Source organism: Allobosea sp. RCC_152_1, from assembly GCF_041360765.1.
Taxonomy (GTDB): Bacteria; Pseudomonadota; Alphaproteobacteria; order Rhizobiales; family Beijerinckiaceae; genus Allobosea; species Allobosea spartocytisi.
Genome location: NZ_JBFUPU010000002.1, coordinates 461,287 through 480,571, shown reverse-complemented (window position 1 = coordinate 480,571; position 19,285 = coordinate 461,287). Strand labels below are relative to the sequence as shown.

Here is a 19,285-nt window from a genome sequence, read left to right as displayed (position 1 = left end):
AACAGAAGAGGCCTGTCATGGCCAGCTCAGCCGCCGCGACGACCCCGGTTGCCAATCGCGGCGCCATCACCGCCTGCGTGATCCTCGCGGTCATCATGCAGGCGCTGGACACCACCATCGCCAATGTCGCGCTGCCCTATATTCAGGGCAGCGTCTCGGCGAGCGCCGACCAGATCAACTGGGTCCTGACCTCCTATATCGTCGCGGCGGCGATCATGACGCCACCCTCGGGCTTCCTGGCCGCGCGTTTCGGCCGCAAGCGCGTGCTCTCCGTCGCGATCGTCGGCTTCGTCGTGGCCTCGATCCTGTGCGGCGCGGCCCAGTCGCTGACGCAGATCGTCGGATTCCGTTTGTTGCAGGGCTTTTTCGGCGCCGCGCTGGTGCCGCTCTCGCAGAGCATCCTGCTCGACATTTACACGCCGGAGGAGCGCGGCTCGGCGATGGCGCTGTTCGGCGTCTCGGTCATGGTCGGGCCGGTGCTCGGCCCCGTGCTCGGCGGCTGGCTGACCGAGAACATTTCCTGGCGCTGGGTCTTCTACATCAATCTGCCGCTCGGCATCCTGGCGCTGGCGGGCGTTTCGATCTTCGTCACCGAGACCAAGTCCAGCGCCCTTGCCAAGCTCGACTGGATCGGCTTCGGCTCGCTCAGCCTCGCGATCGCGGCGCTGCAGCTCTTCCTCGACCGCGGAGCGCAGCTCGACTGGTTCGACTCGCTGGAGATCATCGTGGAGGCGACGGTCTGCGTCGCGGCGGTCTACGTCCTGGCGGTGCACACCTTCACGGCGGAGAACTCCTTCATCAAGCCGCGCATGTTCCTCGACCGGAACTTCAATGTCGGGCTGATCTTCATCTTCCTCGTCGGCATCTGCTATCTGGCGTCGCTCGCGCTGCTCACGCCTTTCCTGCAGACGCTGCTGGGCTATCCGGTGGTGACGGCCGGCATCGTCATGGGGCCGCGGGGCCTTGGCACCATGGCCTGCATGTTCCTGGTCGGGCGATTGATCGGAAAGGTCGACATCCGCATCCTGCTCGGCGCCGGGCTCCTGGTCAGCGCCTGGGCGATGTACGACATGACCGGCTGGACGCCGGATGTCTCGCAGCAGACGATCATCGTCACGGGCTTCATCCAGGGCGCCGGGCTCGGCCTGCTCTTCGTGCCGTTGACGACGATCACCTTCGCGACGCTGCCGGCGGAGTATCGCGGGGACGGCACCGGGCTCTACAATCTCTCGCGCAATATCGGCTCCAGCGTCGGCATCTCGCTGGTCAGCTACCTCTTGACCCGCAACGTGCAGGTGAACCACGCCGAGATCGCCAACTATGTGACCCCGTTCAACCGCATCTTCGACATGCCGGCGATCAGGCATGCCTGGGACCCGACGACGCTGGCCGGCCGCGCGGCGCTGGACGAGGTGGTGACGCGGCAGGCGACGATCATCGCCTATGTCGACGACTTCAAGCTACTGATGATCCTGTGCCTGGCAGCTTTGCCGTTCCTGGCGCTGCTGCGCACGCCGCGCCAGCAGGCGGCCCCGTCCGACGATCACGCGATGGTGATGGAATAACGCTGCTGCCGAGCGGCCGATGGCCGTTTTATTCAGTGGGAGCCGCGGTACATCAGGCAATGTCGCGGACAAATTCACCTTAGGTCATTTCTCGGCTTGCACTTTGCCTGCGTCTCGCATTGGATCAGAGATGCGAGGAGCAGGTTTACGGTTCGTTAACGGTAAGAGATCGTTTTATGCGTTCGATGCGTGTCCGGCCACCCGTGACGGTGCCGATCCGGATGCCCTCCGTACGGGACATCCCGCCGCCTGCCAACGACAACCGCCCCGTCGAGCACGAGACGGTGGCGAGCCTTCTGATCGGCCGTTCGCTGCTGATTATCGGCGTTCTGGTCGCGGCCGGGCTCATGCTCGGCTGGGCCGGGTGGCTGGGGCGAGCCGTCTGGCGAACGCTGCATTGATGCCGGGGCGTCCTCCGGCCGCCTGAGGCCCGAGGACGCTGACCCAAAATCGGTCACCTTTGGTTGCGACACATTTGAACGGATATCTAAATTTTTAAGGAAGTAGCCGCTTCCTGTCTCTGACGGCAGCGGGCAAGCCCAGGCAGCAATGCAAGGCCATATCGCTGCCGGATGCCCGTCTCGAGCGAAATGGGGACAGCGTGACGTCGGACTCGATCGAACAGCAGATTGAACAGGCCGTGCGGGCCGATGCCGCCCGGCGCGAAACCGGCTTGGAAGACGCGCTGCGCCGCTGCGAGAGCGCGGGCGAGGCGGTGTTCCTGTTCGGTGGTGACAGCGCGACGATCCATGCGCTGCGCAGCCGCATCCGCTTGGCCTTTCCCGGCCTGCGCCTTGCGGGCATCTGCGACGCCGATTTCTCCGGCCCGGCCGGCCGCGCGATCCTCGACCATATTGCCGCCTGCGCGCCGGACGTGGTCATCGTCGACGTGGCTCCGAAGCGCCACCGGGCGCTGATCGCGGAATTCGCGGCCCATGGGCTGCATACGGGCCTCGTCAACCTGCCCGGCACCTTCGCGCGCCACGCGGCCGCGCAGCCGCAGACCGGCGCCGCGGCGGCAAGCCTCGCTGCCCGGCGGCCCTCCCGGATCGGCCAGCTCATGAGCGGTTTCGCCGCAGCCATGCGCTTTTCCGGCATCATCGCCCGCCAGCTCGTTCATGACGTCGCTCCGCGCCCGGTGTCGCAGGCCTATCACGCGCTCCGCCGCGACGGCTGAGCCGGCTTTTCTCCGCAACATCTGATTTTCCCGAGAAGCGGAATCCGCTTCTCGGCCGATGCTGCGATGACCGTCACACCGCGTTCCGGAACGCCTTGGAGCTGAACACCGTCCGGAACAGGATGGCGAGGTCGAGCGTGAACGACCAGTGGTCGATATACCAGAGGTCATGGGCGACGCGGGCCGCCATCTTCTCGTCGGTGTCGGTCTCGCCGCGCAAGCCGTTGACCTGCGCCCAGCCGGTGATGCCGGGCTTGACGTTGTGGCGGCGGGCGTAGAGCGCGATCTTGCGCTCGAACTCCCGGTCATGCGCCAGGGCATGGGGGCGCGGGCCGACCAGTGACATATGGCCGGCCATGACGTTCAGCAATTGCGGCAATTCGTCGAGATTATAGCGGCGCAGCACCCGGCCGATGCGGGTAATGCGGGGATCGTCGCGCCGCGCCTGCACGATCACGGCGCCGTCGTCGGTCGTCGTCATGGTGCGGAACTTGAAGATGCGGAACGCCGCCTGATTGAAGCCATGGCGGCGCTGGCGGAACAGCACCGGGCCGGGTGAATCGATCCGGATCGCCAGCGCGATCAGCAACAGCAGCGGCAGCAGCAACAGCCCGGCCAGCGCCGCGGCGGTGAGATCGAAAGCCCGCTTGCAGGCGATTTCGACCGGCGACAGCGGAGCACGCGTCAGGCGCAGGCTCGAAAGCGCGCCGGCGCTGACGAAATGCGGCTGCTCGAAGCGGCTCATGATCTTCTCGGGCGCGAGATGGATCGCGACCGGCATGTTCATGAATGCGTCGACGCAGGCCTCGATCGTCTCATGGTCCGACCAGGGCACGGCGATGAAGACCGCGTCGGGCCGCTTCGCCCGGCAACTGGCGGCGGCGGCCGCGAGATCGGCCGCAAGGGCTTCGCGCGGATCGCGGCGCGGCTGCTGCGGGTTGAGGAAGGCCACGTCGACGATGGCGCTGCCGGCATTCCATGGCTTGCAGCGGTCGACGAAGGACATGACTTCCTTCTCCCGGCCGATCAGGAAGACGCGCTCGGAGGTGATCCGGCCGGTGCGGCTTCCCGCCGAGATCAGGCGGACGATGGCCGAACGGGTCAGCACGATGGCGGGAATGCCGGCGAGATAGCTCGTCAGGAGGACGGCCCGCGAATAGTGATCGGCGATCTTGGCGAGGACAAGCAGCACCAGGAACGCGACAAACGCGATGTTCCAGGCCGAGAAGGCCGCCGCGACCTGGCCTTTCGTCGAGAGGTAATTGCCGATCTGGTAGCGTCCGCGCATCAGGTTGACGAAGACGAACAGCGCCGCCAGCGTGCCGGCGAGTTCCGGAGTCCGCTCGTCCACCTGGAAAGAGCCCTGCATCGCAAGATCGGTCGACCAGTCCATGGCGTAGACCAGGGCCACGACGAGGACGCCGTCGCACGCCGCCGTCAGCAGGCCGAGCCAGTGCCGCCAGCTTCTCGCAGGGCCTCGGGGCAGCGCCAACGGTGCCTGCCTGAGATGGTCGACGCTCATATTCGCCCAGTCCTTGCCGCTTTGTCTCCCGCTTTCGGCGCGAGGACCGAGATAGGCGGGAGCAGTCGGCGACGCAACCGCAAGCGCCATGCCGCGCGGCATTGCACCGGATCGGTGCGAATTTCAATCAGTGCGTGTGGTTGCCGGCGAAAACGACGCGAGATCACGCCGAAAAAGTGACGGCGTGTTCCGTTACGGCACAGCCTCTTCAGGCCAGGCTGCGCAGGCGCCGTGCCAGATAATCGAGGGAGACGGCAAGGCCGCCGCCGGTCAGGGTCCCCAGAATCTTGACCACGGCATCGTGGGGCCGGCCATGGCGAGTCGCCTCCCAGGTCTGGGCCCATTCGAGCCCGAGCGCGAGAAGCACGATGCCGCCCAGCACGAACCAGCGCTGGCGCGGATAGGCGAAGGCCAGCGCGCCGCCGGCCGCGAGATAGGCCATGAAGCGTTCGACATCCGCCCCCACATCCGGGAGATGGGGACGCAGCTCGATCGGCGACAGCGTCGAGACGAGGATGGCGGCCAGCGCGCACCAGCCGAGGAAGGTCGCGAGGCGGCGCAGATGGTCGAAGGGATCGGTCAAGGAATCAGAATCCAGAGGCGCGAATCGCGGCTACGCAAACAACGGGCCAGAAGCAGGTTACGCAACCGATTTTTTGGCGAGCGACGTGCTTTATGATCTTGCGAACACGGCAAAGCAATGGCGCAAGCGCGACTTCGCGGTCACCATCATGCTATCGCCGCCCTGTGGAACAATCGCCCGGCGCGGGCGCAACGATCGCAACGGAATGCCGATGACAGACGAAGCCCGTTCCGGACCCGCCTCCCGCATCGCTCGCGGCGGGAGGGCGATCTACGGAGTGCCGCTGGGCATCCTGATGCTGGAAGCGCGTTTCCCGCGAATTCCCGGCGACATGGGCAACGGCACGACCTGGCCCTTTCCGGTGCTCTACCATGTCGTCACGGGAGCGAGCCCGGAAAAGGTGGTCCTGAAGGGAGCCGCCGGGCTTTTGCCGGATTTCGTGGCGGCAGCGCGAGAGCTGGTCAGGCTCGGCGCGGAAGCGATCACCACCAATTGCGGCTTTCTATCCCTGTTCCAGCGCGAGCTCGCGGCCGCGGTGAATGTTCCGGTCGCGACATCGTCGCTGATGCAGGTGCCGTGGGTGCAGGGGACGCTGCCGCCCGGAAAGCGCGTTGGTCTCGTCACCGTCTCGGCCGCGACGCTGACGCCGGCCCATCTCGAAGCTGCCGGCGTGCCGCTCGACACACCGGTCGCCGGCACCGAAAATGGCCGCGAATTCTTCCGTGTGCTGATCAAGGCCGAGAAGGACGACATGGATGTCGAGCTTGCCCGGCAGGATGTGGTCGAGGCTGCGCTCGATCTCGTGGCGCGGCATCCCGATGTCGGCGCGATCGTGCTGGAATGCACCAACATGCCGCCTTATGCGGCGGCCGTGCAGCAGGCGACGGGGCTGCCGGTCTACGACATCTATTCGCTGATCACCTGGTTCCATGCCGGCTTGCGGCCCCGGAGCTTCGGTTAAGATCGGCGCCGGGCATCCGCCGACCCCCGGAACTTATCCCCGGCGCTTCGGGCACCTGCATCATCCAGCCTCGCATCGTCCGATCCCGCGAGGCCCCATGACCGTCACGCCCCGTCTCTCGCTGCCGCTGCTTGCCGCCGGCCAGGCGCAGAAACATGTCACGCACAACGACGCGCTGGTGCGCCTCGACGCCCTGATCCATCTGGTCGTCGACAGCCGCAGCCAGTCCGCGCCGCCAGGCAGCCCGAGCGAATTGTCGGCCTATATCGTGCCGGCCGGCGGCACCGGCATCTTTGCCGGGCGCGCGGGTCAGGTGGCGCTGTTCGAGGATGGCGGCTGGATCTTCCTCACGCCGCGGGTCGGCTGGCAGGCCTGGATCGCCGACGAGGCCGAGCACACTCTCTGGACGGGCACGGAATGGCGCAGGGCCAGCCCGCTCAGCGGCCTTGGCGCCGAGAAATGGGGCGTCAACGCCACGGCCGACGACAGCAACCGGCTGGTGGTGTCGTCGGAGGCGAGCCTGTTCAACCATGCCGGCGGCGACCATCGGCTCAAGCTCAACAAGGCGAATGCCGGGGCGACGGCGAGCGTGCTGTTTCAGTCCAACTGGTCGGGGAGGGCGGAGTTCGGTCTCGCGGGCGACGACGATTTCCGGGTCAAGGTCAGCCCCGATGGCGCGGCCTGGCACGATGCGCTCGCCATCGACCGGGCCGGCGGAGGGGTCGCGCTGCCGGGCTCGCCCTGGGCGGCAGGGCAGAACCTGCTGATCAATGGCGACATCCAGATCAATCAGCGCGGCTTTGCCGGCGGGGCGCTGGTGGCGGGCGCCTATGGCTTCGACCGCTGGAAGGCGGGTGCCAGCGGAGCGAACCTGTCGCTCAGCGGCTTCACGGTGAGTTTGAATACGGGCGCGATCCTGCAACCGGTCGAGCCGGCGGCGTGGGGGATTTCGTCCTTTGCGGGCATGACGCTCGCGGTTTCGGTGGAGGGGCTGAGCGGCGGCGATCTCAGCGTCAGGGTCGGCAGCCAGTCCGGTACGATCACCGCCGGGGCCGGGCGGCGCTTCGTCGCGCTGACGCCGGCGCCGGGGGATAGCGGCCCGCTCGCGGTGAGCTTGGCGCCAGTGGCCGGGGCGGTGAGCTTCGCGCGCGTCAAGCTGGAGATCGGCCGCATCGCGACCCATTGGTCGCCGCGTCCGATCGGCGCCGAACAGCAGCTCTGCCGGCGCTATCACTGGCGGCCGGGCGGGACGGTGCTGATCGACGCCTATCAGGCGGCCGGCGCCGCTGCGCGCCAGAGGCTGCCGCTGCCCGTGCCGATGCGGACGACGCCGACGGTGAGCTATGGCATCTCGCAGGACATCAACGTGCAGGGCTCCGACCGCGGCATCGTCGCTTCGTCGCCGGAATGGGCCCAGGCCTATGTCACGGCGCAGGCGCTGGGCCGGGTGCGGGCGGCCTTCGACACGATCGCCTTCGACGCGGAGCTGTGAGGCCGGCTACTCCGCCGCAGCTTTCGCAGCTCCCCAACCCGACACGATGGCGCGCAGTTCCGCCCGCTCGGCCGCGTTGAGTTCCGGCAGGCCGGGCAGGCGGACCGGGCCGACATCGATGCCGAGCAATCCCAGCGCTTCCTTCACCACGGTGACATTGGCGCCGTTGCCGTATTTGGTGCGCAGCTTCTCGAAGCCGGCGATGGCGTCGACCTCGCGGCGCGCGGCGTCGTAGTCGCCCGCTTCCAGCGCGCGCCAGACGGCGAGCGAGCGCGCGGGGACGACATTGACGAGCCCCGAGGTGAAGCCGCGCGCGCCCAGCGCATGGAAGGGCGCGGCCCAGCCCTCGGCGAGACCGCAGATCCAATTGGCGGAAGTGCCTTGCGTCTCGCGCACGCAATCGGCGAGCAGCATCATGTTGGTGGAGGCGAATTTCACGCCCGCGACATTGGGATGGGTCGCGACGCGGATCAGGTCGGTCACGCCGATGGCGTCGGAGCGGATATAGGCGACGAGCGGGATCGTCAGCGCCTCGGCGATGGCGAGGATGTAGTCGGCCTGGGATTGCGGCGCGGCGAAGGGGTCGAGCGGGTGATGCACCATCGCCGCGTCGCAGCCGGCCCTGGCCGCGAGCCTGCCGGTCGCGACAGCTTCGCGCAAAGACCGCCCGATGCCGGCCGTGACGAGCGCCCTGCCGGCGGCGGCTTCGGCCGCGACGGCGTGGGAGCGTTCCACCTCCGCCGTCGTCATCGGGTAGAATTCGCCGGTGTTGCCGGCCGAGACGATGTTGTGGATGCCGGCCTCGGCGATTCCGCGCACGATCCCGCCCGTCAGCGCCCAGTCGGCCTCGCCATCCGCCTTCCAGGCGGTGACATGGACGCCGGAAATGCCGCGCAGTGCGCGACGCACCTTGTCATTCGTCATAGTCCAGTCCCTCCGCATCCGCGCCGAAGACGAGCCGCACATGGGCTTTCCCCGAACGGACGATGTGTTGGCGCATCCTGCGTTCGGCGAGCGCGGGATCGCGCGCCAGCAGCGCCTCGCAGATGCCGCGATGCTCCGCGAAACCCCGGCGGCGCTCCGCCAGCTCCGAATGAAGCGCGATGCGCTGGGCATGGTCGTACATCCGCTGCCCGTCGAGGCGGCGCTCCAGATAGGTGCAGCCCGAGATGCGGTGGATCGCCTGATGATAGGCGCCGTTGAGCGCGACGAGATCCTCCAGCTCGCCATGCTCCGTCGCCTGCTCCATCTCCGCGATCAATCGGGAGAGCTCGCGTCCGCCGGCTTCGGTCAGGCGGTTGGCGGCGATATGGGCCATGACGCTTTCGAGTGCGGCGCGTCCGAGCGCCATCTCCAGCGCTTGCCGGGCAGAGAACTCGACGAAGACGCCGCGCCGCGCCTCGGTCCGCACCAGCCCCTCGCTCTCGAGCTTGCGGATCGCGTCCTTCACGGGGGTGGTGCTGACGCCGAGCATCTCGGCGAGATGGCGCTCATTCAGCCGCTCGCCATTGCGGAAACGCCCGGCGACGATGGCCCGGCGCAGGCGCTCATGGACATGCTCGCGCAGGGAACGCAGCAGGTCGGGCGCAACGGGTTCGACGGCGGGCTGCAACATTCACTCTTCCGGCGCGACGGAAATGGGGAGGCCGCTGCCGGATTCCCCATGGCGGCGTCGGTCACCAGACACCACAATCCGGTTGTCTCGGCAATCTGAAATTTCAGATTTCAAATCTCCAGCCCTGTGTTATCCCTTGGCGCAAGCGCCCGCTCACGAGGCGCAAGGCGGATTCTCCGCATCAGGGAGGAATGAAACCGATGAGCATCACCCGCAGAACCATCATCGCCGCGGCTTGCCTTGCCGCGGCCGGGCCCGCTTTCGCGCAGGGCGAGTATCCCGGCAGCAGGGTCGTCACCATCGTCGTGCCCTTTGCGGCCGGCGGCACCACCGACATGCTCGGGCGCATCCTTGCCGACCGGCTCGGCGCACGCCTCGGCGGCAGGTTCATCGTCGAGAACAGGGCCGGGGCGGGCGGCAATACCGGCGTCGCCGCCGTGGCGCGGGCTCCGGCGGACGGCTACACGCTGACGATGGGCACGGTCTCGACCCATGCGATCAATCCGGCTGTTTATTCCAGGCTGCCTTTCGACCATGTCAAGGATTTCGCGCCGATCTCGCAGGTCGCGAGCGTTCCCAACATCCTGATGGTCAATATCGACCTGCCGGCGAAGAGCGTGCCGGAGCTGATCGACCTGCTGAAAAAGAATCCGGGCAAGTACTCCTTCGGCTCCTCGGGCGCCGGCACCTCGACCCATATGGCGGCGGAGATGTTCAAGGTGGCGACCGGTACCGACATGGCCCATGTGCCCTATCGCTCGAGCGGGCAGGTGACGCAGGACCTGCTCTCCGGCCAGATCCAGGTCAGCTTCGACAACATCACCATCGCCTGGCCGCATGTGCAGGAGGGCAAGATCCGGGCCCTGGCGACGGCGACGCCGAAGCGACTCGAAGTGGCCAAGGATCTGCCGGCGCTGGCCGAGTTCATTCCGGGTTACGACGCCAGTTCCTGGCACGGTTTCTTCGCGCCCGCCGGCGTGCCGAAGGAGATCGTCGCGAAGCTCTCGGCGGAGACGCAGGCGATCATGAAGGAGCTGGCGGTGATCGAGCAGCTCAGGAAGCTCGGCGTCGATCCGGTCGGGTCGTCGCAGGACGCATTCGCCGCCCATATCGCCGCGGAGACGACGCGCTGGGCCGAGGTCGCGCAGAAGGCGAATGTGAAGATCGAGTGAGGCGGCGCCCGCCGCCTTGCTGTCAGCGGGTCTGTGCCGCCGCGAAGGCGAGGTTTTCGGCGAGGAGCGCCTCGGCGGCCTCCTGCGTCGGCGCCTCGACATAGACGCGCAGCTCGGGCGCGTTGCCGGAAGCGCGGAAATGAGCCGTGGCGCCATTGCCCAGCGTCAGGCGCAGGCCGTCGCGCCGGTCGCGCGCCGCGACACCGCCGCGGCTCGCGAAGGCCGCATCGCGGAAGGCGGGATCCTCCGCGTCGAGCCTTGCGATGAGCGCCGCGGTCCTGTCCTGCGGAATCTCCTGCAGGCGGTTCGACAGGGCGATGGCGAAGTGGGCCTCCGCCGCGATGGCGCTCAGGGCCTGACCGGATTGCCGGGCGAGCGCGAGCGTCGCCAGGATGGGCAGCATGGCGTCGCGCGTCGGCAGGGCGGGCAGGCGGCAACCGTCACGCTCGATATCCGAGCCGAGCAGCACGCCGCCATTGGCTTCGAAGCCGATGATCGTCGTGGCGCCCTCGGCCCTGGCCTGCTCCATGCCGGCGATGACATAGGGCGAGCCGACACGGGTGCGGACGACCTTGTCGAACAGGCCGGGACGGTCGAGCGCCGAGTTGGAGGTGACCGGCGTGACGATCGCATCGGCGCCGAGGAAGCGCGCGGTCAGGGCTCCGACGAGATCGCCGCGCAGGAAGCGGCCGTTCTCATCGGCGACGAGCGGCCGGTCCGCATCGCCGTCGGTCGAGACGATCGCATCGAGCGCCCGCTCGCCCGCCCATCGACGCGCGAGCTCCTCGTCCTCCGGCCGCAGCGCTTCGGTATCGACCGGGATGAAGTGCTCGCTGCGCCCGAGCGGAACGGGCGTGGCGCCGAGCCCCGCAAGCACGTCGCAGATGACGTCGCGGCCGACGGAAGAGTGCTGATAGACGCCGACGACCATGCCGCCCAGCGGTGAGGGCCCGAAGAAGTCGAGATAGCGCGCCTTGTAGGCCGCCAGAGCTTCATATGTGTCCGTCGCCACTGTTGCTTCGGGCACGGAGGAGAGGGCGAGGCGGGCCTGCCAGTCCAGGATGCGTCCCTCGTCGGCTTTGTCGATCTCACCGGCGGCGCGATAGAACTTCAGCCCGTTGCGGTCGTCCGGGATGTGGCTGCCCGTTACCATGATGGCGGGGGCGCGGCGCTGGATGGCGGCGAGCGCCAAGGCCGGGGTCGGCAGGGCGCCGCAATCGACCGGAACCAGGCCGGCGTCGGAAACGGCCTGCGCGCATTGGGCGGCGATGAGCGGGCTCGACGAGCGCAGATCCCGCCCGATCAGGACCTCGCCGGCCGGCCCCGCCGCATCGTCCTCGCGGATCATGGCGCAGAAGGCGCGGACATGGCTGTAGGCCGGCAAGCCGATGAGCTCGCTCACCAGGCCGCGTAGGCCGGAGGTTCCGAATTTCAGGCTGGTCATGGACAGGATACCAAGATCTCGCGGTTCGCGGCTGCAGGGTAGATCATCTTCGAGTGGGGAGGATACCGGTTCGGGTGAAGAAAATGCCACGGAACAAGGGCTAGAGCGGTTCCGGCCTTCAGGACATTCGCCGTACGCCTCGGCGCCGCAATGGCTGCTACAGGGCCTCGGAGAGGTCCGTTAAAATTGAAATATCGATTCACCCGGCTTTAGGGCCTGATCGTGCAGAACATCGTGGCGCGGCAGATATCGCGCCTGCTGCCAGGGAGACGGCATCGATGCTCACGATCGCGACGATTTGGTTGGGTTGCCTGGCGATCTTCCTGCAGCTCGCCGATTCCGCTCCGGAGCTGGGTTGGCACGACTGAGTCGTCGGTCGCTAGCGCATCGCGGCGACGGAAAGGCTTGCGTCGCACGCGCTTGAAGGCGGGCGACAACGTCGCGGTGGTGGCGCTCCGGCGCGTCTTGCTCAGGCGCGTGCGTAGATGTCCTCGATCCGGACGATGTCGTCCTCACCGGTGTAGGAGCCGACCTGAACCTCGATCAGTTCGAGCGGAATCTTGCCGGGGTTGGCCAGGCGGTGCGTGCAGCCGATCGGCAGGTAGATCGATTCGTTCTCGTGGATGTAGGAGACGGTGCCATCCAGCGTCACCTCGGCCGTCCCCGAGACGACGACCCAGTGCTCGGCCCGGTGGAAGTGCTTCTGCAGGCTCAGCAGGCCGCCGGGCTTGACGTTGATGCGCTTCACCTGGAAGCGGCCGCCGAGGTCGATACGCTGATACCAGCCCCAGGGCCGGTACATGCGCAGATGCTCGGTCGCCTCGCGGCGGCCCTCTTTTTTCAACCGCTCCACCAGCCCCTTGACCTCGGCGGCGCGCGCCTTGGTCGTGACCAGGACGGCGTCCCGCGTCGTGACGACCACGGCATCATCGAGGCCGATGACCGCCGTCAAGATCTCGTCGCTGCGGATCAGCGAGTTGCGGGTGCCGATGGCGACGACCGGACCCTCCAGCACATTGCCAGCCTCGTCCTGGGGGCGGATCGCCTGCAGCGAATCCCAGCTGCCGACATCGGACCAGCCGAAGCTCGCACGCAGCACGCCGGCATGGCGTGTCTTCTCCATCACGGCATAGTCGATCGAAACCTTGGTGGCCTCGGCGAAGCCTTTCGGGTCCAGCCGCAGGAAGTCGAGATCCTTGGTGGCCGCCGCCAATGCCCGGGTTGCGCCGGACAGCACCTCGGGCACGAAAGCCTCGAGCTCTGCGAGCATCCGCTCGGCCGAGAAGATGAAGTTGCCGCTGTTCCAGAGGAAGCCCTGCTCGACATAGCCCAGTGCAGTCTCGGCGTCGGGCTTCTCGACGAAGCGGGCGACGGTGTTGGCGCCCTCGCTCTTCAGCGGCTTGCCGGGCTCGATATAGCCATAGCCGGTGGCAGGCTCGGTCGGGACGATGCCGAAGGTCATGATCGGGCCGTCCGCGGCAAGGCTCGCGGCGCGCCCGCAGTCGCGGCGGAAGGCCTCGACATCGGGGATGACGTGATCGGCGGCGAGCGCAAGGCAAAGGCCCTTCTCGTCCTTCTGCGAGACCAGCAGCGCGCCGATGGCGATCGCAGGAGCGGAATCGCGACGTTCGGGCTCCAGCACGATGTCGCCGGCGACGCCGACGGCCCGCATCTGCTCGGCGACGACGAAGCGGAATTCGTTGTTGGTCACCACGATGGGATCGGCGAAACCGTCGCCTTTCACCCTGAGCAAGGTCGCCTGGAAGGTCGAAAGCCCATCATCGAGCAATGCGATGAACTGCTTGGGCATGGAGTCTCGCGACAGCGGCCACAGCCGCGTGCCAGCGCCGCCGGCCATGATCAAGGGGGTGATGAGGCGGGAGGTCATCAGAGTATCGGACTCCAAATCAGGTTTTAGCCGCGTCGGCCTCAGGGCAGGGCATGTTTCATGCCATATGCCGGCAAGGACCTACAGACTGTTCAGATTTCGATCAGGCTGCGTCGATGGCGTGGGAGGAGACCGGGTCGGAAATGCCGCGGCCGATATCGGCGTAGACGAAGCCCTTTTCCCGGACCTGCTCGCCACGATAGATGTTGCGCAGATCGATCAGGACCGGCGACCTCATGAGCGTCCTGACCCGATCGAGATCCAGCGCCCTGAAGATGTTCCATTCGGTGACGATCACGGCCGCATCGGCATCTTCGACGCATTCATAAGCATTGCCGCAATAGGTGACAGCGCCGGGCAGGACCGCCTTCGCCTGCTCCATGCCTTCGGGATCGAAGGCGCGGATCGTCGCGCCTGCGTCCTGCAGCGCGGTGATGACCGAGATCGAGGGGGAATCGCGCATGTCGTCGGTGTTCGGCTTGAAGGTGAGGCCGAGCACCGCGATGGTCTTGCCCCGAACCGAGCCGCCGCAGGCCGCCACGACCTTGCGGCCCATGGCGCGCTTGCGCTGTTCGTTCACCGCGGCGACCGTCTCGACGATGCGCGCAGGGGTGCCGTAATCCTGAGCCGTCTTGATCAGGGCCAGCGTATCCTTGGGGAAGCAGGACCCGCCATAGCCCGGCCCGGCATGCAGGAACTTGCCGCCGATGCGGTTGTCGAGGCCCATGCCCCGCGCCACGTCCTGGACGTTGGCGCCGACCTGCTCGCACAGATCCGCCATCTCGTTGATGAAGGTGATCTTCGTCGCCAGGAAGGCGTTGGCGGCGTATTTCGTCAGCTCGGCAGTGCGGCGGCTGGTGTTCAGAATGGGCGCGCTGTTGAGATAGAGCGGACGATAGACATCCGCCATCACCTGCCGGGCGCGGGCGTCCTCGGTCCCGATGACGATGCGGTCGGGGCGCTTGAAGTCCTCGATCGCGGCGCCCTCGCGCAGGAACTCCGGGTTCGAGACCACGGCGAACTCGGCGTCCGGCCGCAATTCGCGCACGATCCGCTCGACCTCGTCGCCGGTGCCGACCGGGACCGTCGACTTGGTGACGATCACCGTGTAGCGGCCCAGCGCCTGCGCGATCTCGCGGGAGGCGGCATAGACATAGGACAGATCCGCGAAACCGTCGCCGCGGCGGGAGGGTGTGCCGACCGCGATGAAGACCGCGTCCGCTGCGCTCACGGGGCCGGCCAGGTCGGTCGTGAAGGACAGCCGGCCAGAGGCGGCGTTGCTGCGCACCAGTTCCGTCAGGCCAGGTTCGAAGATCGGAATCTCGCCGCGCTTCAGCGCTGCGATCTTGCTTTCCTGCTTGTCGACGCAGACGACCTCATGGCCGAAATCCGCGAAGCAGGCGCCGGATACCAAGCCGACATAACCCGATCCGACCATCACGATCTTCATCGCCAACTCCAAAGAAACCTATTTCGCGCCTGCGACACATATATTGCCTTGGACGTCAGTACGAGGGCCAACCGTATCTCGTCGCGGGGCGCAGCCTGTCCTGCCGACCGCGGGAACCGGTCGGAATTCCCACACATCGCTCAAATGCGAGCGATTGCCTGCACCGAAGTGCAAATCCGGAGGGGCTACACCGAGATCAGTTTCTCGGGGTCTGGTCTCGTGCTCATCTATCTCGGCATCGTCTGGCTCGGCTGCGCCGCCATCTTTCTCGAACTCGCCGAACGCGCTCCGGTGATCGAAGGCTGACGCGGCCGATCGGCCTGGCGCGGGTTTCGCTCCCGGGCGCTTGGCAGAAGCGCGCTCCCGAGCTGCCGTGCTCCGGCCTTTTTCGCTCGCGACTTTGCGGACCGGCCGTCTATAACGGGCGGCGCATTGGCTGGCCTGCAACCGAGATACTCAATGACCGATACCGTGAGCCCCTACGCCGGAAAGCGGCTCGACCCCTCCATGCTCGTCGATGTCGCGGCACTGCAAAGGGCCTATTTCGACCAGCCTGATCCGTCGCAGCGTTCGCAGCAGGTGGCTTTCGGCACGTCGGGCCATCGCGGTTCGGCCTTCTCCGGATCGTTCAACGAGGCGCATATTCTCGCCATCGCCCAGGCGCTCTGCCTTTATCGCCGCGAACAGGGCACCGACGGGCCGCTTTTCGTCGGCATCGACACCCATGCGCTCTCGCGCAACGCCTTCGAGACGGTGCTGGAGGTCTTCGCCGCCAATGGCGTGACCACGATGATCGACGAGAAGCTCGGCTTCACGCCAACGCCCGTCATCTCCCATGCCATTTTGACCTATAACCGCGGCCGCTCCTCCGGGAAGGCGGACGGCGTCGTCATCTCGCCCTCGCATAATCCTCCCGCCGATGGCGGGCTGAAGTACAACCCCCCTCATGGCGGGCCGGCCGATACCGACGCCACCGGCTGGATCGAGAAGAAGGCCAACGCCTTTCTTGCGGAGAAGCTCGCCGGCATCGCCCGCATTCCCTATGACAAGGCGCTGAAGAGCGAGCATGTCCGGCGGTACGACTACATCAGCGGTTACGTCGCCGATCTCGCCGATGTCGTCGATATGGAGGCGATCGCGCGGGCGGGCGTCTCGATCGGGATCGACCCGCTCGGCGGTGCCGGGCTCGATTATTATCAGCCGATCATCGACCGCTACGGCCTGAAGGGGATCATCGTCAGCAAGGCGGTCGATCCGACCTTCGGCTTCATGACCGCCGATTGGGATGGCAAGATCCGGATGGACTGCTCCTCGCCCTATGCGATGGCGAGCCTGATCGGCATGCGCGACCGCTTCGACGTCGCCTTCGCCAACGACACGGACGCCGACCGGCACGGCATCGTCACCCGCAGCAGCGGGCTGATGAACCCGAACCACTATCTCGCCGCGGCGAGCGCCTATCTCTTCGCCAACCGCCCCGGCTGGCGTGCCGACGCGGCCATCGGCAAGACGGTGGTGTCGAGCGCGATCATCGACCGCGTCGCGGGCAAGCTCGGGCGCCGGCTGGTCGAGGTTCCGGTCGGGTTCAAATGGTTCGTGGAGGGGCTGATCTCGGGCGATTTCGGCTTCGCGGGCGAGGAAAGCGCCGGCGCCTCCTTCCTGCGCAAGGACGGCACCGTCTGGACCACCGACAAGGACGGGCTCATCCTCGGCCTGCTCGCCGCCGAGATCACCGCGAAGACGGGAAATGACCCGGGCGTGCTCTACGACAAGCTGACAGCCGAGCTCGGCAAGCCCTGCTATGCGCGCGTCGACGCTCCCGCGACATCGACCCAGAAGGCGGTGCTCAAGAACCTCTCGCCGAGCCAGATCACGACGAAGGAGCTGGCGGGCGAGCCGATCACGGCGATCCTGAGCGACGCTCCCGGCAATGGCGCCCCGATCGGGGGCCTCAAGGTGACGAGCGCCGATGGCTGGTTCGCCGCGCGCCCCTCCGGCACCGAGGAGGTCTACAAGATCTACGCCGAGAGCTTCCGCGACGAGGCGCATCTCGCCCGCATCCAGGAAGAGGCGCGGCAGATCGTCGGCGCGGCCTTCACGGCGGCTTGACCAGCCGCCGGGGTGTCTCCGGTTGCGCAATAACCTCAATGGTTGCGATTGACGGCCGTCCTTCGTCCGTCGTCGCGAAGGCTGGCTGAAATCGGGTGCGCGCCCGGGCCTCAGACGCTCGCGGCGAACAAGCGCCAGGCGATCCAGACGAGGAAAGCGATCCAGGCCGTCGTGGCGATGCCGACCAGAGCGAGATAGGCGGCCGAGACGACCTTGGTGGTGAGCGTCTCAGGCGAGGCGTTGACGGGAGGGGGCGTTCGGTCGGTCATGGTCCGCGATCGAGGGATTGGCCCTTCTCACCAGTCGATGGGGTCGGAGATCGTCGGGCGGCGGCCCGGCGTGGTCTCGCGTAGCATCAAGCCGATCTTGCGCTTGTATTCATCCCACGAAGAAAGGATGCGTCCGCATTTGGTGCAGGTCACGTCGCTGTTCTGCTCCAGCCGGCCGGGAACCGAAATGCTCGCCGATCCGCAGGTGTCGCACTGAAAGCCGTCCCGCCCCATCATTATCTCCTCAAACTCACCGAGCCCGGGCCGGCTCGTCGGCGCCATGAACCGGCATGGCAGATGACTGGCGCCTGAACGCTCCGATCCGTGGCGCGCCCTCCTCCTTGCGAGCACCGAGGCGGGGTGGGACCGAGGAGGCTGGTGCGATGGACGGGCGGGCTGCGGCGGCCATGTCGAATGCCGTGCTTCTGTGGGGACGGCTGGCGGCCGAGACGGCGCGCTCGATCACGGCAAGCAAGGCATCGCCGGATGGCAGGCTACGCCAATCGCCGGCGCCTCCGTGAGAGAAGGCCAGGAACGTCGCAAAGAAAAATGGGCCCGCGCTTTGCGCGAGCCCATTGCCTGGAGAAAGCGGCCGCCAAAGCGCGGCCGGACATCGGCGTCAGCGTGTCGTCCAGGCGCCGTTCTTGACCGTGCGAAGCTCGAGTTCGACCGGCAGCTTGGTTTGGCCGTTCTCGTCGAAGCTGGTATGGCCCATGGCGCCGTCGTACTGGGTCTCGCGGATCGCCTTGGCGATGGCGGCCTTGTCCTTGGTGCCGGCCTTCTTGATCGCCGCGACGATGATGTTGGCGGCGTCGAAGGCATTCTTGGTGTAGGTCGTCGCCGGTTCGGCGAAGTTCGCGGCCTGGTAATCCTTGGTCAGCTTCTCGAGCTGCGGATTGCCCTTTTCCTTGACGATGCCGGAGACGGTGCCTTCGGCAGCCGGGCCTGCGATCTTGATGAAGTCGGCGTCATGGAAGCCGTCGACGCCGATCATCGGCACGGTCATGCCGAGTTCGACCATCTGCTGGCGCACCAGGCCGGCCTCGGTGACGACGCCGCCGAAATAGATCGCATCCGGCGCGCCGGCCTTGATCTTGGTCAGCAGCGCGCGAAAGTCCGTGGTTCCGACCGGGGCGGCCTCGGCGGCCAGGATGGCGCCGCCGGCGGCCTTGTAGAACTTTTCGAAGTTCTGGGTGTTGGCGACGCCGTAATCGGAGGTGTCGGAGACGATGGCGATCTTCTTGCCGACGCTCTCGACCGCCCATTTGGCCAGGGGCTCGTTGGTGTTGACCAGCGTCGTCACGACGCGCGACACCATCGGGTTGTTGCGCTCGGTGATCTTGGGCGAGATCGCGCCCCAGACGACGAACGGCACGCCGGCGCGCTGGAAGACGGGGATCGTGGCCAGCGCGACGCCGCTGTTCCAGTGGCCTGTGGCGGCCAGCACCTGCGGATCGTTGGTGAGCTTCAGCGCCGCGGCGACACCGGTCTGCGGGTTGGCAGCGTCGTCGAGGACCACGGCCTCGAGCTTGAAGGGCAGGCCGGCCTTGTTCGCCAGGTCGATGGCGAGTTGGAAACCGTTGCGGGCCGAGAGGCCCTGCTGCGCATTGCCGCCGCTGAGCGGGCCGATGAAGCCGATCTTGACGGTCTCCTGGGCCGAGGCGGCCATGGCCCCGACCACGACCGCCGTGCTGACGACCGATACGCGCAGCAATGCCGAAAAAGAGCCGTTTCCGGCGCCGAACTTGAAATTCATGATCCCCTCCAGGACGGATTTTGGAGCTCCCGCGGTCAGCCGGGCAGGCGGGCCTAGGATGCCTCGGCGGACAATCCGTCCTTCCCGAAAGGGGAAGCAAATCGGATATTTGGAAGCCCCGGCCTAGCTTTGCCTAAGTAGCTGGCCGGACGGGGCGCGAGCAGGTCCGGTACCCTGCCTCAAGACAAGCAAAGCAGAGATTCCGAAATTACGACTCCTGTCCGCTTGCGGGCTGGTGCACAGCCCAGGAAGCGGCCACGACATGGCCGCCAAGACAAAGAG

Annotated in this window: 18 protein-coding genes; 8 read left to right on the top strand and 10 right to left on the bottom strand. The window is 66.9% G+C overall.

Annotation, left to right across the window (positions count from 1 at the left end; genetic code table 11):
• Positions 1–17 precede the first annotated feature (17 nt).
• The 3 genes from AB6806_RS08665 (at position 18) to AB6806_RS08655 (ending at position 2,742) form a co-directional block, all read left to right on the top strand.
• On the top strand, positions 18–1,565 hold the full coding sequence (locus AB6806_RS08665; protein ID WP_142021610.1) for a DHA2 family efflux MFS transporter permease subunit: 1,548 nt from the start codon (positions 18–20) through the stop codon (positions 1,563–1,565).
• A gap of 176 nt (positions 1,566–1,741) precedes the next feature.
• Positions 1,742–1,966 carry a hypothetical protein gene (locus AB6806_RS08660; RefSeq protein WP_038359392.1) on the top strand — a complete coding sequence of 75 codons (225 nt, stop codon included), beginning with the start codon at positions 1,742–1,744 and terminating at the stop codon, positions 1,964–1,966.
• Positions 1,967–2,166: 200 nt separating this feature from the next.
• Entirely contained in the window at positions 2,167–2,742 is a 576-nt protein-coding gene (locus tag AB6806_RS08655) for a WecB/TagA/CpsF family glycosyltransferase (RefSeq protein ID WP_185747924.1), read from the top strand.
• Between the two features lie 73 nt (positions 2,743–2,815).
• Here the strand turns inward: AB6806_RS08655 and AB6806_RS08650 are convergent, their stop codons facing one another.
• Together AB6806_RS08650 and AB6806_RS08645 are read right to left on the bottom strand one after the other, a co-directional pair.
• A complete protein-coding gene (locus AB6806_RS08650) occupies positions 2,816–4,264 on the bottom strand; it encodes an undecaprenyl-phosphate glucose phosphotransferase (RefSeq protein WP_051987547.1) in 1,449 nt (482 codons plus the stop codon).
• A 208-nt stretch (positions 4,265–4,472) separates the two neighbouring features.
• Complete coding sequence (locus tag AB6806_RS08645) at positions 4,473–4,847, bottom strand: VanZ family protein (RefSeq protein ID WP_113252669.1); 375 nt, start codon at positions 4,845–4,847, stop codon at positions 4,473–4,475.
• Positions 4,848–5,058: 211 nt separating this feature from the next.
• Between AB6806_RS08645 and AB6806_RS08640 the strand changes: the two genes are divergently transcribed.
• The gene (locus tag AB6806_RS08640; protein WP_142021612.1) at positions 5,059–5,808 is read left to right on the top strand and encodes an aspartate/glutamate racemase family protein; all 750 of its coding nucleotides are present in this window, start codon (positions 5,059–5,061) and stop codon (positions 5,806–5,808) included.
• A gap of 97 nt (positions 5,809–5,905) precedes the next feature.
• Positions 5,906–7,300 carry a DUF2793 domain-containing protein gene (locus tag AB6806_RS08635; protein WP_370954435.1) on the top strand — a complete coding sequence of 465 codons (1,395 nt, stop codon included), beginning with the start codon at positions 5,906–5,908 and terminating at the stop codon, positions 7,298–7,300.
• A gap of 6 nt (positions 7,301–7,306) precedes the next feature.
• Here AB6806_RS08635 and AB6806_RS08630 read toward each other — a convergent pair whose 3' ends face one another.
• Positions 7,307–8,224 carry a dihydrodipicolinate synthase family protein gene (locus AB6806_RS08630; RefSeq protein ID WP_038359385.1) on the bottom strand — a complete coding sequence of 306 codons (918 nt, stop codon included), beginning with the start codon at positions 8,222–8,224 and terminating at the stop codon, positions 7,307–7,309.
• Positions 8,214–8,915: a GntR family transcriptional regulator gene (locus AB6806_RS08625; RefSeq protein ID WP_038359383.1), complete on the bottom strand. Its 702-nt coding sequence runs from the start codon at positions 8,913–8,915 to the stop codon at positions 8,214–8,216. Before AB6806_RS08625 ends, AB6806_RS08630 begins: the two co-directional genes overlap by 11 nt.
• A 200-nt stretch (positions 8,916–9,115) precedes the next feature.
• Here AB6806_RS08625 and AB6806_RS08620 point away from each other — a divergent pair, with 200 nt between their 5' ends.
• Positions 9,116–10,087: a Bug family tripartite tricarboxylate transporter substrate binding protein gene (locus AB6806_RS08620; RefSeq protein ID WP_370954434.1), complete on the top strand. Its 972-nt coding sequence runs from the start codon at positions 9,116–9,118 to the stop codon at positions 10,085–10,087.
• A 22-nt stretch (positions 10,088–10,109) separates the two neighbouring features.
• Here AB6806_RS08620 and AB6806_RS08615 read toward each other — a convergent pair whose 3' ends face one another.
• From AB6806_RS08615 to AB6806_RS08605, 3 genes are all read right to left on the bottom strand, one after another.
• Positions 10,110–11,537, bottom strand: a complete 1,428-nt coding sequence (locus tag AB6806_RS08615) for a phosphomannomutase (protein ID WP_370954652.1) — start codon at positions 11,535–11,537, stop codon at positions 10,110–10,112.
• 463 nt (positions 11,538–12,000) lie between these two features.
• The gene (locus tag AB6806_RS08610; RefSeq protein WP_112762816.1) at positions 12,001–13,419 is read right to left on the bottom strand and encodes a mannose-1-phosphate guanylyltransferase/mannose-6-phosphate isomerase; all 1,419 of its coding nucleotides are present in this window, start codon (positions 13,417–13,419) and stop codon (positions 12,001–12,003) included.
• Between the two features lie 103 nt (positions 13,420–13,522).
• A complete protein-coding gene (locus AB6806_RS08605) occupies positions 13,523–14,869 on the bottom strand; it encodes a UDP-glucose dehydrogenase family protein (RefSeq protein WP_370954433.1) in 1,347 nt (448 codons plus the stop codon).
• 144 nt (positions 14,870–15,013) lie between these two features.
• Here AB6806_RS08605 and AB6806_RS08600 point away from each other — a divergent pair, with 144 nt between their 5' ends.
• On the top strand, positions 15,014–15,175 hold the full coding sequence (locus tag AB6806_RS08600; protein ID WP_370954432.1) for a hypothetical protein: 162 nt from the start codon (positions 15,014–15,016) through the stop codon (positions 15,173–15,175).
• A gap of 153 nt (positions 15,176–15,328) precedes the next feature.
• Positions 15,329–16,978, top strand: coding sequence for a phosphoglucomutase (alpha-D-glucose-1,6-bisphosphate-dependent) (pgm, locus tag AB6806_RS08595; RefSeq protein ID WP_370954431.1), 1,650 nt, complete (start codon positions 15,329–15,331; stop codon positions 16,976–16,978).
• A 110-nt stretch (positions 16,979–17,088) separates the two neighbouring features.
• Here the strand turns inward: pgm and AB6806_RS08590 are convergent, their stop codons facing one another.
• From AB6806_RS08590 to AB6806_RS08580, 3 genes are all read right to left on the bottom strand, one after another.
• Positions 17,089–17,247 carry a hypothetical protein gene (locus tag AB6806_RS08590; protein WP_166652979.1) on the bottom strand — a complete coding sequence of 53 codons (159 nt, stop codon included), beginning with the start codon at positions 17,245–17,247 and terminating at the stop codon, positions 17,089–17,091.
• A 27-nt stretch (positions 17,248–17,274) separates the two neighbouring features.
• Positions 17,275–17,529 (bottom strand): hypothetical protein, encoded by a 255-nt coding sequence (locus tag AB6806_RS08585; RefSeq protein WP_038359372.1) that lies wholly within the window; start codon positions 17,527–17,529, stop codon positions 17,275–17,277.
• A 337-nt stretch (positions 17,530–17,866) separates the two neighbouring features.
• Positions 17,867–19,003 carry a branched-chain amino acid ABC transporter substrate-binding protein gene (locus AB6806_RS08580; RefSeq protein ID WP_370954430.1) on the bottom strand — a complete coding sequence of 379 codons (1,137 nt, stop codon included), beginning with the start codon at positions 19,001–19,003 and terminating at the stop codon, positions 17,867–17,869.
• Positions 19,004–19,285: the final 282 nt, after the last annotated feature.